Origin of the sequence: Microbacterium sp. cx-59 (assembly GCF_020805625.1) — a bacterium.
Classification (GTDB): Bacteria; Actinomycetota; Actinomycetes; order Actinomycetales; family Microbacteriaceae; genus Microbacterium.
Window position 1 is genome coordinate 108,529 of record NZ_JAJHGO010000005.1, and the last position, 13,632, is coordinate 122,160.

The following is a 13,632-nucleotide window of genomic DNA, read 5'->3' on the forward strand; positions in this document are numbered from 1 at the left end:
GCGGATCACGCGCCCGGCGTCGGGTTCCCCACCGCCCAGAGCGGCTGCGGCAGCGTGCCGTCGAGCACCCACTCCCCCACCCAACGGTTCTTGAACAGCACCGGGTTGTGGCTCGAGACCGTGCGCGCGTTCCGCCAGTGGCGGTCGAGAGAAGCCCCGCGGGACGTGGCCGAGGCGCCGAGCGCGTCGAACAAGCGCGACGAGATCTTCGGCACGGCCGCGGTCGCGAAGGACTGCGCCTGCGCTGCGCGCACCTCGGCGAGGCCGTGGATGCGGCGTCGACGATCCGCCGCCTCCTCACCCGGGGAATCGCGTTCGGCGAGCGCCGCACCGTAGGAGTCCTCGAGCGCATCGGCCACCGCGAGAACGACCGACTCGACGGCGAAGGCGGATGCCGCGAGCTCGCCGAGCAACGCCTGGATCTGCGGGTCGCTGCGGGCCTGGTCTGCCGAACCGTGACTGTACACGCGCGTGCGGGCGCGCACCGCGTCGGCGGCGTCGGACACCGCGGCGTGCGCCGTGCCGGCGAGCACCGTGAGCAGCACGAACTGGTAGAGCACGGTCTGGTAGCCGAATCGCTCGGGCACCGGCAGCACGTCCCCGGCCTCGACGACGGCGCCGTCGAACACGATGGTTCCGGTTCCCGTCAGCCGCTGGCCGAATCCGTCCCAGTCGTCGAGCACCGTGACGCCGGGCTGGTCGAGGCGCACGAGCGCCGAGACGTCGACGCCGTCGCTCAGCCGGTGCGCGACCGCATCCGTCCATTCCGCGAAGATGCTGCCCGTCGTGTAGAACTTGCGACCCCGGATGCGGAGCACGCCATCGGCGTCGGCGACGAGTTCGGTGCTGGCGCGCGCGATGCTCGACCCGCCCGCCTCGCTCCACGCATTGCCCGTGATCTCGCCCGCCGCGATGCGCGGGAGCCAGCGCTCCGCGAACGCGCGATCGCCCGTCGTCAGCGCCTGCTCGACGAGCGCGAAGTGCCCGCGGAGGATCTGAGGCAGGTTGCTGTCGGCCGCGGAGATCGCGATCAGCAGCCGCCCGAACGTCGGCCAGTCGAGGCCGGCGCCGCCGTCGGCGATCGGGAGTCGTGCCCGTCCGAGCCCCGCGTCGCGCAGCAGCCCCAGCTCTTTCACCGGAAGCTCGCGCTCGACGTCGCGCGCGCCGGCCCCCGCAGCGATCTTCTCGACCGCGGGGCGGAACGCGGCGACGACGTCGGCGGGAAGACGCGCCCAGAGCTGGTCTGCGTAGTCGGTCGCGCTCATGTGTACAGCGAGATCGGCTGGACGGCGCCGGTCAGGAAATGCGCGCCGACCTCGAGCTTCTTGTAGTCGACCGGGTCGTGCAGCGAGTGCGTGCGGATGTTGCGCCAGTGCAGGTCGAGACCGATCCGGTTCGCGGTAGAACTCGTCCCGGTCGCCTCGAACACGCGCTGGGCGACGTCGACGGCGGTATCGCTGGAGACGACCTTGAGCTGCGCCACCTCGATCTCGATCCCCGCGCGGTCGTCGGCGGTGACCTCCTCACCTCGCTCGATGATCTCGTCGAAGCGCCGGTTGACGCGGTCGGCGAGTGCCTCGACCGCGGCGACCCGCGAGACCAGTTCGCCGTACAAGCGCTGGACGAAGGGGTCCTCGCGGTAGGTCTCCGCCGCGCTCAGGAACCAGGCGTTGGGGCGCGCCCGCGTGAGCTCACGTGCCTGCGCGAGCGCACCCTGGGCGATCCCGAGGTACAGATTGCCGAACACGAGCTGGATGCCGGGGGTGACGAAACTCTGGATCGGTTCGTCCGTGCCGTATCCGAGCACCTGATCCGGGTCGACGCGCACGTCGGTGTACCGCACGGTGTTGCTCGCCGACAGGCGCTGGCCGAGGTTGTCCCAGTCATCGACGAGCTCGACACCCGGGTGCCCGTAGGGCAACACGAGGAAGGCGAATTCGCCGTGCCGCGCCCCGCCCTCGACGACGGCGTTGATGAGCAGCGCGTCGCCCACCCCGGATCCGGTCGAGTACCGCTTGAAGCCGTTCAGGCGGTATCCGTCGCCGTCGACCGAGAGGGTCAGTTGCGGGTCGACCGGGTTCACCGAGTCGCCCCAGATCCACCGGCCCGCCGTCGACGCCCGGTACCAGCGCTCGCGTTCGGCCGGAGCACCGACCAGGGCGATGTTGGCCGAGTTGATGTAGTGGTAGCCGAGCAGCTGGGCGATCGACCCGTCGGTCCGCGCGATCGTCCGCACGGCGCGTAGAGCCGACTCCCAGTGGCCGCCGCCGCCGCCGAACTCGACGGGGTCGAGAAGCGTGGTCAGGCCCGCCTCGCGGAGCAGCTCGGCCTCGGCGAACGGCTGCGCGTTGGCGCGGTCGCGGGCGAGGGCGTCCTGTCCGAGCTGGTCGGCGACGCGGAGGGCGACGGCGTCCCACCGGGCGAGCTCGTCACGGTCGGCGGTGCCGCTCCACGGGGTGCGGGTTTCGGCGATGGCCATGTGTGCGCTCCTTCGAGTGTGCGTGCTCAGACGGATTCGGGCTGACGGGCGGCGGCACCGTCGGCGGCGCTGCGACGCCCGCGATAGGCACCGCGGTAGGCGTGGGCGGGGTGCCACGACGGAACGACCGCGCTTCCGCTGATCCGCTCGCGGAGCGTGCCGCCTTCGTACTCGTCCCAGACCCGGCCGCGGCGGCGAAGCTCGGGGATGAGGTATTCGACGATGTCTTCGAACGTGCCGGGCGTCACGACGTAGGCGAGGTTGAACCCGTCGATGCCGCCCACCTCCACCCACCGCTCCAGCTCGTCGGCGACGGTGGCCGCGCTCCCGACGATGACCGGGCCGATACCGCCGATGCCGACGTACTCGGCGATGTCCCGAGGGGTCCAGGTGCGTGACGGGTCGGCCTTCGTGAAGATCGAGAGCGCGGAGCGGGCCGCATCCGTGTCGACGTACTGGAGGGGTTCGTCGGGGTCGAGCGCCGAGAGATCGACTCCCGACCATCCGCCGTAGAGTGCCAGCGCCCCCTCCACGGAGACGTAGCGACGGTAGTCGGCGTGCTTCGCCTGTGCTTCTTCGTCGGTCTCCGCGACGATCACGGTCGCGAGCGTGAGGATCTTGACGCTCTCGCGCGGACGACCGATCTCCTCGGCCTTGCGGCGGATGCTGTCGGTGACCGTGCGGGTTAGTTCGGGCACGAGACCGTTGATGAACACGGCCTCGCCGTGCCGCGCGGCGAACTCCTGCCCGCGGGGGGAGGCACCCGCCTGGAAGATCACGGGGGTCCGCTGGGGCGAGGGTTCCGCGAGGTGGATGCCGGGGACGTCGAAGAACCGGCCGTGGTGCTCGATCGGGTGCACGAGCTCGGGATCGGTGAACACCCCGGCCTCGCGATCGCGGACCGCGGCGCCGTCCTCCCAGGATCCCTCCCAGAGCTTGTAGGTGACGTCGAGGAACTCGTCGGCGATCTCGTAGCGGTCATCGTGCGGGATCTGCTCCCCGAGCCCGAGGTTGCGCGCCGCGCTGTTCAGGTACGACGTGACGACGTTCCACCCCACGCGGCCGTCGGTGAAGTGATCGAGGGTCGAGAGCGTGCGCGCAAGCGCGTACGGCTGGGCGTAGGTCGAGGCGATCGTCACCCCGAAGCCGAGGTGCGAGGTGGCCGCGGCCATGACCGGGATCTGCAGCAGCGGGTCGCCGACAGGAATCTGCGCCGCGTCGCGCAGAGCGGGGGCGGCGGAATCGCGGTAGACGTCGTAGACGCCCACCACGTCGGCAAGGAACACGGCATCGAACGTGCCGCGCTCGAGCAGACGGGCGAGATCTGCCCAGTAGTCCAGTCGGTTGTACCGGTCGGCACGGTTGTCGGGGTGACGCCAGAGTCCGGGGGCCTGGTGCGTGACGCAGCTCATTTCGAACGCGTTGAGGATGATGCGAGACACCATCACCGTTCCTTCCTGCGCTCGGGGGCGCACGACTCGGAAAGCTAGCAGCGCACGAGGGGCCGCCCGGTGCCGCTCCGACACACACGGTCACGGTGGCCCGGTTCATTGCGTTCCGCGTCGTCACGTGACCCCGTTTTACGACGGCGCGCTCGTCGCCCGCCGCGGCTCCGGAGAATTCCTCCGTGCGGACCACAGCCCCGCGCGTCCCGACTGCCCACTGGAGGCCCCCATGTCCGCTACCCCTCGCCGCGCGCGCTCCTGGCGCCCCATCCTCGTTCCGGCTGCGCTGGCGGTTGCCGCGCTGACGCTCGCCTCGTGCGCCGGCGGTTCCGCATCCGCCTCCGGAGAGGGCGATGTCGACGAACTCACCGTGCTCCTCATCTCTTCTCACGAGGGAGCGTCGAAGCTCCTCGCCGAGGAGTACGAGGCGAAGACGGGCGTGAAGATCAACCCGGTCATCGTTCCGTACGACGAGATCGGCAACACCCTCGCCCTCGACCAGCAGTCCGGCGCGAACACGATCGACGTCGCGGCGCCCTGGTACGTGTCGATCGGCGACCTCGCCGACGCCGGCGCGATTCAGGACCTGACCGACTGGATCGCCGACACCCCGAGCATCGACGAGGCGGACTTCATCCCCTCGATCTACGACCCGTACACGCTCGTCGACGGTCGGCGCTACGGTCTCCCGTTCGACGGCGACACGCACGTGCTGTTCTACAACAAGGAGATCCTCGCCCGGAACGGGTTCGACGCCCCGCCGACCACGTGGGACGAATACAACGAGCAGTCCCGCACCATCACCGCGAACGAGAGCGCCGACGGCGTCTACGGCAACGTGATCTTCGGGCAGAAGTCCCCCCTCATCCTCGGTGCGAGCTTCGCGAACCGCCTCGCCGGCTTCGGCGGCGAGTTCGTGGATGCGGACGGCGCACCGACGATCAACACTCCGGAGGCGGTCGCGGCGGCGCAGTCGCTCGCGGACTCCATCGCTTCGGCGTACCCCACTCCCGCCGAGACCGCGTTCGGCGAGGGAAACTCCGCCTGGTACGCCGGTAAGGCGGCGTTCATCGAGAACTGGACCGACCTCGGCGTCGGCTCGCAGATCAACCCCGACTCCACCGTCGCCGACAAGTGGGGCGTCACGTTCCTGCCCGTGGGCGGCGACAACACGCAGCCGCGCGCGTCGCTGGTCGCCGGCTTCACCTGGGTCATCGCGGCCAACACCGAGAAGACCGAGCAGGCGAAGGACTTCATCGAGTGGGCATCCTCGAGCGAGGTCAACGAGGAGCTGCTGGTGGCCGATCCGCAGACCGGCATCGACCCGAACCGCCTGTCGTCGCTGGAGAGCGAAGCGTACGGCGACGCGTACCCGGCGCTGCAGGAGGCGAACCGTGCGACGCTGAACGGCACGCTCGCCTGGCCGACCGGGAAGAACGCGACGCAGGCCGCGGAGGTGCTGACCGACGAGCTCGCGAAGCTCATCGCCGGCGAGGCGACGGCGCAGGAGGCCCTCGACGCCACCCAGGCCGAATGGGAAGAGCTTCTTGGCTGAGTTCGTTCCCGTCGCGCGCCCGCGCCGCGGCTCCGGATGGTTCCGGGGCCCGGCATGGGCGCACCGTCTGTTCGTGGGGCCGAGCGTTCTCGCGCTGCTCGTGCTCGGCGTCTACCCGCTGATCTTCATCGTCGGCGCGGCCGTGACGGAGTCCTCGCTCGGCAAGCCCTTCCAGGAGTGGGTGGGGACCGAGACGTTCGAGTCCGTCCTCGCGGATGCCGACACGATCGCCTCGCTCGGCCGCACGGTCGTCTACGCACTCGGGGTCTCGGTCGCGAGCCTGCTCCTCGGCGTCATCACCGCTCTCGCCCTGCACAGCGCGGTGCGCAGCGGCTCGCTCGTTCGCACGCTCCTGCTCCTGCCGCTCATCACTCCCCCGGTGATCGTCGGCACCCTGTGGAAGCTCATCTACAACCCGGGCGGCGGGCTGCTCGCGACCGTGCTGGGGTTCTTCGGAGCGCCGCGCGATGCGATCGCGCCTCTGTCGTCGACGACCTGGGCGCTGCCGGGCATCGCCGTCGCGGATGTGTGGGAGTGGGCGCCGCTGATCGCGCTGCTCGTGTTCACCGCGCTCCTGGCGCAGGACCCGCACACCCTCGAGGCCGCGCGCCTCGATGGCGCGCACGGTCTCGGTCTGCTCCGATACATCACCCTCCCGGCCGTCGGCGGCGTCATCGCCGCGGCGTTCTTCATCCGGCTCGTGCTGGCATTCAAGGTGTTCGATCTCGTGTTCATGATGACCTCCGGCGGACCGGGTCAATCCACCACCACCACGTCGTACCTGATCTACCAGGCGGCGCTCCGGGAGTTCGATCTCAGCAAGGCGGCGGTGATCACCCTGCTGCTCGCGGTCGTCGTCACGGTGATCACGGTGCCGGTCGCGCTGATCGCACGGAGATGGCAGGCCGCAGATGAGTGAGAATCGCCGAGTCCGTGCCGGAACGAACCCGCGCAGCATCCTCGCGACGGTCGTCCTGGTCGTTCTGCTCGTCTTCTTCGTGACGCCGCTGATCTACCTCGTATCGGTGTCGCTGATGGGGCGCAACGAAACGGGGCAGGGCGTTCTGATCCCCGCCGCGGCGCAGTGGACCAACTGGACCGACGTCCTCGTCGATTCGGACCTGCTGCAGGGCATCGGCAACTCGCTCGTGGCGGCCATCGGCGGAGCGGTGCTCACGATCGCGCTCGCGGTGCCGGGGGCGTGGGCGATCGTGCGGTACCGCACCGGCGGCCGCACCCTGTCGGCGACGCTCATGAGTCCGTGGTTGCTGCCCCCGATCGTCGCGGTCGTTCCGCTGTTCACGTTGCTGCGGGTGCTGGGCCTGAATAACACGCTGCTGGGTCTCACGCTCGTCTACGCCCTGGTGAACGTGCCGGTCGGCATCTGGTTGCTGGAGGGCTTCCTGCGGAAGATCCCCGAGGAGATCGAGGAGGCCGCACGCATCGACGGCGCCGGGTCGTTCCGCATCCTGTTCTCGATCGTCGTTCCGATCGTGACGCCCGCCATGGTGGCCGTCGGCATCATCGTGGGCGTGCTGAACTACAACGAGTTCCTGCTGGCCACGTTCCTGACCCAGAGCCCGGATGCGCAGACTCTCCCGGTGGTGCTGTCGCTCTTCTACGGTGAGCGCACGCCGCACTTCGGCAAGATCGCGGCGGCGTCGGTCATGGGAGTCATCCCCGTGTTCGCCGCGGCGGTCTTCCTGCAGCGCTGGCTGATCGGCGGGCTGACCAGCGGCAGCGTGCGCTGACGCGGCGCCGCCGGGAGTCGCGGCTCCCGGCGGTGCTCACGCGGCTCAGGCGAACGGGTCGGGGGTGAGCGTGTACTTCGTCTGCAGGTACTCGTGGATGCCCTCGGCGCCGCCCTCGCGGCCGAGGCCGGAGAACTTCCACCCGCCGAACGGCGCGGCCGCGTTCGAGACGACGCCGATGTTCAGGCCCATCATCCCGGTCTCGAGGCGCTCGATCATGCGCTGACCGCGCGACAGGCTCTCGGTGTAGACGTAGGAGACGAGGCCGTACTCGGTGTCGTTCGCGAGGCGCACCGCGTCGTCCTCGTCGTCGAAGGGCACGATCGCGAGCACGGGTCCGAAGATCTCCTCGCGGAGGATGCTGCTGCCGGGCTGCACGTCGCTGATGACGGTCGGCTCGTAGAACGTGCCCGGCCCGTCGACGGGCTTTCCGCCGGTGCGCAGCGTCGCCCCGCGAGACACCGCATCCGACACCAGATCGGTGGCCTTCGCCACCGCACGGTCATCGATGAGCGGCCCGATGGTCACGCCGTCCTCGGTGCCCCGACCGATACCGAAGCCCTGCACCCGCTCGGTGACCCGGCGCGCGAACTCCTCTGCGACCGACCGGTGCACGATGAACCGGTTCGCGGCCGTGCAGGCCTGGCCGATGTTGCGGAACTTCGCCGCGATCGCGCCGTCGACGGCCTTGTCGAGGTCGGCGTCGTCGAACACGACGAATGGGGCATTTCCGCCGAGCTCCATGGACGTGCGGAGCACCCCGGATGCGGCCTGCTCGAGGAGCTTCTGCCCCACCGGCGTCGAGCCCGTGAACGAGAGCTTGCGCAACCGCGGGTCGCGGATGATCGGCTCTGACACGGCACCGGACTGCGCGGTGGTGATCACGTTGACCACGCCCTTCGGGAGTCCCGCGTCTTCGAGGAGCTTCACGAAGGCGAGCGTCGTCAGGGGGGTCAGCTCGGCGGGCTTCACGACGACCGTGCACCCCGCCGCGAGCGCGGGCGCGATCTTGCGGGTCGCCATCGCGAGCGGAAAGTTCCACGGCGTGATGAGAAAGCAGGGGCCGACCGGATGCTGCGACACGATCATGCGACCGGTGCCCTCCGGGTTCGCGCCGTAGCGCCCCTGGATGCGCGGCGCCTCTTCGCTGAACCAGCGCAGGAACTCGCCGCCGTAGACGACCTCGCCGCGTGCCTCGGCGAGCGGTTTGCCCATCTCGAGGGTCATCAGCAGCGCGAAGTCCTCCTTGCGCGCCTGCAGCAGGTCGAACGCACGTCGGAGCACTTCGGCGCGCACCCGCGCGGGGGTGGCGGCCCAGGCGGGGAAGGCGTCGACGGCGGCATCCAGCGCCGCCTTGCCGTCGGCGACGGAGGCGGACGCGATCGTCTTGATCACATCACCGGTCGACGGATCCTGCACGGTGAGCGTCTGGCCGTCCTCTGCCGCGCGCCACTCGCCGCCGATGTACAGACCGTCGGGAACCGCCGCCAGCAGGTCGGATTCACGGGTGTCGGACATGTGCACTCCTTCGTCGCGGACGTCTCTCGGCTCGATCACACGGCGGATGCAGCGGCCCGGGCCGGTCCCATTCTCGTGCGCCGCCCCCGCGTCTCCACTCTCCCCCGTGGAGCACTGACGCCACAAGACTCGACACGGTGTACATCCGCGTTCCTCGGGACCCCGCGGTGGCCAAAGAATCTTCTGGACTTACAGTCCAGAAATGTGGTTTCATCGCCTCATTGCTGAGGGCATCCGAACGGTCTGCTCGTCGAGTGGGTCGGCTCACGCAGTGTCGTGTAAATGACGATTGGTGCCCCATTGCGTGAGTTGAAACGTCCCGTTGGCCTGCTCGTCGGAGCCGCCGTGCTCGTCACGGTGATCATTGCTCCACCTGCGCAGGCCTCGGAACCGGCGATCCGGGCGCTTTCTGCACCAGACACGGTTTGGGAGCCCCGCTCGGACGCCGCCGACGCGGAGGTTCCCGACGATCTGAGTATTCCTGACGACGCTTGGACGCCGCCCGCGCCGGACCGAGCTCTGGGAGTTGCACCTGGGGATGCGCAGCGGGCGCCGGCGGGAACCGTCGCTGGGGCTCCGGGTGTCGGTGAGATGCCGTGGTTCTCGTTTCAGGACTTCGCACTGGCACCTGACACGACGGCGGGCGTGAACCTCGCAAACGGAAACCTCATCGTGAAGGCAAACGACTTTGCGATCGCCGGCCCAGGGTACGCGCTCCGTCACGACCGCTATTACAACGGCCTTTCCACGACCTACGGCTCCCAGGGAGGCGGGTGGCAGTCGAACAACGCGTCGTTCGATGTTGGGCTCGACAACCCGGGCCCTTATGCGGACTTCTACGGCCCGAACGGGGTCGTGCTCCGCTTCACCCGAGTCGGCACCACGTCGAGCTACACGGCACCTGCCGGGTCGAACATGACGCTCACACAGGATCCGAGCAGCGGCGATTTCCGGTACACGATCACGAAGAACCAGACCGGAGAGAAGTTCGTCTTCGCCGTCCAGGGGTGGCTCTCTGCGACGTACGACCGCAACGGCGTGGGAGAGTTCTACACCTACAGCACGGGGAACATGGTGCAGGTCTATAACTCGAACGGGCGCGGGTTGCTGTTCGATTGGGACCAGTTCAATTCCCAGAAGCTGGTGAACGTTCAGGACACCGCCGGCCGGAAAGTGGAGTACACGTACGACCCAACGACCGGTGCTCTGAAAACTGTGAAGTCGGTTGATGGGAAGATCACCACATACAACTACGACACGACTGGGCGGCTCTCGAGTATTGCCCTTCCCAGCGCGGCCGCCACAACGACCACGGTGACCTTCACCTACGATTCGTCGCACCGAGTCACCAAGGTCGCTCAGCAGTCCGGGGTGGAGACCAGCTTCGCGTACGCGGCCGGGCAGACCGTCGTCACGGACTCAAACGGCCACAGCTCGACGTACGGCAAAGACTCCAGCGGCCGAGTCACCTCTACCAAGGACGCACTGAACCGGACACGCTCCCAACAGTGGACAGCCAACAGCGATATCTCCCAAAACACGGACGCAATCGGGACGAACAACACCGTCTACACCTACGACGGTTCGAATAACCGCACGAGCGCGCAGCTTCCCACCGGTGCCGCCGCTTCCGCCGCTTACGCGGTCGGTGCCAACTGTTCCGCGCCCAACACCGGCACGGCGTTCCAACCGAAGTGTTCCACTGATGATGCCGGCAACAAGAAGCAATATCAGTACGACGGCGCGGGCAACATCACCAAGCAGACAGACAACACCACCGCGACCGCGGTCACAGAGTTCGAGCGCACGTACGGCACATGCGGAGGCTTCGCGGGGCAAGTCTGTACAACAAAGAACGGCAACGGAAACGTCACCTCCTACGCCTACGATGCCAACGGAAATCTCACCACCGTTACCCCGCCCGCTCCTCTCGGAGCAACGACCTACACGTACGACTCGCTCGGCCGTGTGACGTCGGTGACCGACGGTAAGGGCGACACCACTGGCTACCAGTACGACGTCCGCGACCGCGTCGTACTCACCACATTCGACAACGGCCAGAACATCGTCACCACCTACTACGCCAACGGGCTCGAGCACACCCGCACTGACTCCGCCGGGGGAGCGACCTCTTACACCTACGACCACCAAGGCCGCCTGACAACACAGGTTGGACCGTCCGCGGGAGTCACTCAAACGTTCGCCTACGACGAGGTTGGCAACCTCACCAGCTACGCAGACGCCGGCGGCACAACCGCGTACACCTACGACGCGGCCAACCAACTCGTGAAACTCCGCGAGCCCGGCGGGACATGCCCCGCGACCGGCAACCCCGCGGCGAACTCGGGATGCGTACTGTTCGAATACAACCAGAACGGTGCGGAAACCAAACGAATCACACCCGGCGGCGCCAACACCGTCACCACGAGGGACAACTCCGGCCGCCCTACCCGCATCACCGCGAAGACCGGCACCGGGACCACTGCCGTCGACATTGGCTACGCGTACACACCCACCGGCAGCACAGGGGACCGCAAGAACGTGCAATCCCGCACGGCGTACGCAGAACAAGGCGTCACAGCCGGAGCCGTGACGAGCTACTCCTACGACTCCCGAAACCGACTCTCCCTGGCACAGGAAAAGACCGGGACCACGGTCAGCGCATCGTGGGCCTACACCTACGACAACGCCGGTAACCGCACCAAACAGATCCGCACCGGAAGCACCGGCGCGACCGCAGGAACTATCAACTACGCCTACAACGCGGCCAATGAACTCACCAGCGCGACCGGCCAAACCACCACGTGGACATACGATGCCGCGGGCAATCAGACCCGCAACGGGCTCACAGGAACAACATCCGCATTCGGGGACCGCGGCCAAGTCAACTCCGTCGGCACGACCGCGGGCGCCTATTTCGGCACGGGAAACACCGACCGACAGTCCTGGGGAACACTCACGTTTACGAACGGACCGCTCGGGATGATGCAAAAGACCCTTGGCACTGTGGTGGAGAACATCACGCGCAGCCCAGAGGGAAAACCCGTCAGCATCGGTGGAACCACACGGACGTATTTCGTCCAGGACCACCTCGGATCCGTCGTCGGCGTGCTTTCCTCGACCGGTACCTACAACGGCGGATACTCCTACAGCCCGTACGGCGAATTACGAGCGACCGCGTCTCACGGTTCAGTGACCGGCAACAACCTGAGATACATCGGAGAACACCGCGACGGAAACGGCCTCAGCAAACTTGGCGCTAGATATTACGACACCTCCCTAGGTCGGTTCAGTCAGATGGACCCGAGCGGCCAAGAGAAGAACCCATACGGTTACGCGTCGTGCAACCCTGTTAACTCGAGCGATCCGACGGGGCTGGCCCCCAACAGCTGCAGCGTCGGGATGCTCGCTATCGGGACCCTAAATGGGGCCTTGTGGAGTGCGGCCGGCTTGCTCGCGTGGACCGGAGCCGGCGCCGCCGTCGCGGCGGGTGCCGGTCTCGTTACGACCGGCATACTCGGCGTCGCGTCACTATGGTGCTGAAAGATGACCAATGACTAATCACAACGCTAAACGTGAAGCTCTCGGCGCCCCAGCAGCGCGACGACTCCGTCAGGGCGCCCTGGTCGGCACCATAGTGTTTGCCTTCTTCGGGATCTCGAACACGGGGCTATTCGCCCGGTCTCTATACGCCGACGGTCATTGGGAGCTTGCTTGGGCGGTCGGAGCCGGCATCGGCTTTGGCATGGCGGCGTCCCTCGGGTACCTCGCGGCAAATGCTCGGGTTGACGCGCCCTCTCCGAGAGCTGGACGAGTGGCTTTCATGATCGCGTTAGCCGCAATGACAGGTGTCGTGATCGTTGTCGGTTGCTGGGCTTGGGCGCAATCCGTGCTCGGTGAGGGTTGAATCGGCCTGACTTTCATTCCTCTCGGGAGCCTTGTCAGACGAGTGCCGGCTGGGCTTACTCGAGGTCAGCGCGATGCGCCCGCCGCACGCGGAGCGCGAGATGCCCGGCGTCAAGCGGTTATGGGCGAGCGGCCCGGCGTGTCACGCTGGGCGCATGCATCGGGACGTCTCCGCACACATCGCCCTCACGATCACCGAGCCGGCTGAGCTCATCTTCTCCGTCGCGGTCAGCGCGGGGTATTCGGCTACCGAATCATTCCGCGTTCTGCTCGACGGCGCCGACGTGCCGATCGAGGAGGTGCCCGATCAGCACGGCACTCGACTGCACCGCGTGCACGCGGGCGTCGGGTCGTTCACGCTCGACTACTCGGCGCGGATCGATGGCGAGGCAGGGCCGGTCGTTGGAGAGCCCGCCGACCCCATCCGCTACCTCCGGCCGAGCCGGTACGCCGAGTCCGACACTCTGGGCGCCGTCGCGGCCGCGGAGTTCGGCGGGATCGAGGGAGATGCCGACCTGCTCGCGGCGGTGTCGTCCTGGGTCGGGACGCGTCTGCTCTACGTGCCCGGATCGTCGCTTCCCACCGACGGTGCCACCCGCACTCTGCTCGCCCGCCAGGGCGTCTGCCGCGATTACGCCCACCTCTGCGTCGCCCTGTTGCGTGCGCGGAACGTTCCCGCGCGACTCGTGTCGGTTTACGCCCCCGGGCTCGATCCGATGGATTTCCACGCGATCGCGGAGGCCTGGGTCGATGGCGAGTGGCGCGCGGTCGACGCGACGACCCTCGCTCCCCGCTCGACGCTCGTGCGGATCGCGACCGGGCGCGACGCGGCCGACACGGCCTTCCTCTCGGTGCTCTCCGGACGCGCCGACCTCGATCGCGTCTCGGTGACGGCGGTCGCCGACACGCTCCCGGACGACGACATCACGCGGCTCGTCACGCTGTCCTGACGGGCACTCCCCGGAAATAGCACGACCC

The 13,632-nt window shown here is 68.0% G+C and carries 9 protein-coding genes; 5 read left to right on the plus strand and 4 right to left on the minus strand.

Features of this window, described 5'->3' with window-relative positions; genetic code table 11:
- Nucleotides 1-5: 5 nt before the first annotated feature.
- Genes LMI96_RS06295 through LMI96_RS06305 form a run of 3 tightly spaced genes read right to left on the minus strand, consistent with a single transcriptional unit; the run spans nucleotide 6 to nucleotide 3,924 of the window.
- Nucleotides 6-1,265, minus strand: coding sequence for an acyl-CoA dehydrogenase family protein (locus LMI96_RS06295; protein WP_228360862.1), 1,260 nt, complete (start codon nucleotides 1,263-1,265; stop codon nucleotides 6-8).
- Nucleotides 1,262-2,479, minus strand: a complete 1,218-nt coding sequence (locus tag LMI96_RS06300) for an acyl-CoA dehydrogenase family protein (protein WP_228360863.1) — start codon at nucleotides 2,477-2,479, stop codon at nucleotides 1,262-1,264. Before LMI96_RS06300 ends, LMI96_RS06295 begins: the two co-directional genes overlap by 4 nt.
- Before the next feature lie 26 nt (nucleotides 2,480-2,505).
- Nucleotides 2,506-3,924 carry an LLM class flavin-dependent oxidoreductase gene (locus LMI96_RS06305; protein WP_228360864.1) on the minus strand — a complete coding sequence of 473 codons (1,419 nt, stop codon included), beginning with the start codon at nucleotides 3,922-3,924 and terminating at the stop codon, nucleotides 2,506-2,508.
- A gap of 229 nt (nucleotides 3,925-4,153) precedes the next feature.
- Between LMI96_RS06305 and LMI96_RS06310 the strand changes: the two genes are divergently transcribed.
- Genes LMI96_RS06310 through LMI96_RS06320 form a run of 3 tightly spaced genes read left to right on the plus strand, consistent with a single transcriptional unit; the run spans nucleotide 4,154 to nucleotide 7,230 of the window.
- Entirely contained in the window at nucleotides 4,154-5,479 is a 1,326-nt protein-coding gene (locus LMI96_RS06310; RefSeq protein WP_228360865.1) for a sugar ABC transporter substrate-binding protein, read from the plus strand.
- Nucleotides 5,472-6,398, plus strand: a complete 927-nt coding sequence (locus tag LMI96_RS06315; protein WP_228360866.1) for a carbohydrate ABC transporter permease — start codon at nucleotides 5,472-5,474, stop codon at nucleotides 6,396-6,398. Before LMI96_RS06310 ends, LMI96_RS06315 begins: the two co-directional genes overlap by 8 nt.
- Nucleotides 6,391-7,230, plus strand: coding sequence for a carbohydrate ABC transporter permease (locus LMI96_RS06320; protein ID WP_223721845.1), 840 nt, complete (start codon nucleotides 6,391-6,393; stop codon nucleotides 7,228-7,230). The genes LMI96_RS06315 and LMI96_RS06320 overlap by 8 nt, the downstream gene beginning before the upstream one ends.
- Nucleotides 7,231-7,275: 45 nt before the next feature.
- Here the strand turns inward: LMI96_RS06320 and LMI96_RS06325 are convergent, their stop codons facing one another.
- Nucleotides 7,276-8,748 carry an NAD-dependent succinate-semialdehyde dehydrogenase gene (locus tag LMI96_RS06325; protein WP_223721844.1) on the minus strand — a complete coding sequence of 491 codons (1,473 nt, stop codon included), beginning with the start codon at nucleotides 8,746-8,748 and terminating at the stop codon, nucleotides 7,276-7,278.
- 282 nt (nucleotides 8,749-9,030) lie between these two features.
- On the opposite strand from LMI96_RS06325, the gene LMI96_RS06330 reads away from it, so the two are divergent.
- Nucleotides 9,031-12,291 (plus strand): RHS repeat-associated core domain-containing protein, encoded by a 3,261-nt coding sequence (locus LMI96_RS06330; protein ID WP_228360867.1) that lies wholly within the window; start codon nucleotides 9,031-9,033, stop codon nucleotides 12,289-12,291.
- 518 nt (nucleotides 12,292-12,809) lie between these two features.
- The gene (locus LMI96_RS06335; protein WP_223721840.1) at nucleotides 12,810-13,604 is read left to right on the plus strand and encodes a transglutaminase family protein; all 795 of its coding nucleotides are present in this window, start codon (nucleotides 12,810-12,812) and stop codon (nucleotides 13,602-13,604) included.
- Nucleotides 13,605-13,632: the final 28 nt, after the last annotated feature.

What these genes read in the sequence shown, in the direction of transcription:
- LMI96_RS06310 (WP_228360865.1), top strand. Translation starts at nt 4,154, where the DNA reads ATGTCCGCTACCCCTCGCCGCGCGCGCTCCTGGCGCCCCATCCTCGTT.
- LMI96_RS06325 (WP_223721844.1), bottom strand. Translation starts at nt 8,748, where the DNA reads ATGTCCGACACCCGTGAATCCGACCTGCTGGCGGCGGTTCCCGACGGT.
- LMI96_RS06335 (WP_223721840.1), top strand. Translation starts at nt 12,810, where the DNA reads ATGCATCGGGACGTCTCCGCACACATCGCCCTCACGATCACCGAGCCG.
- LMI96_RS06320 (WP_223721845.1), top strand. Translation starts at nt 6,391, where the DNA reads ATGAGTGAGAATCGCCGAGTCCGTGCCGGAACGAACCCGCGCAGCATC.
- LMI96_RS06295 (WP_228360862.1), bottom strand. Translation starts at nt 1,265, where the DNA reads ATGAGCGCGACCGACTACGCAGACCAGCTCTGGGCGCGTCTTCCCGCC.
- LMI96_RS06300 (WP_228360863.1), bottom strand. Translation starts at nt 2,479, where the DNA reads ATGGCCATCGCCGAAACCCGCACCCCGTGGAGCGGCACCGCCGACCGT.
- LMI96_RS06330 (WP_228360867.1), top strand. Translation starts at nt 9,031, where the DNA reads ATGACGATTGGTGCCCCATTGCGTGAGTTGAAACGTCCCGTTGGCCTG.
- LMI96_RS06305 (WP_228360864.1), bottom strand. Translation starts at nt 3,924, where the DNA reads ATGGTGTCTCGCATCATCCTCAACGCGTTCGAAATGAGCTGCGTCACG.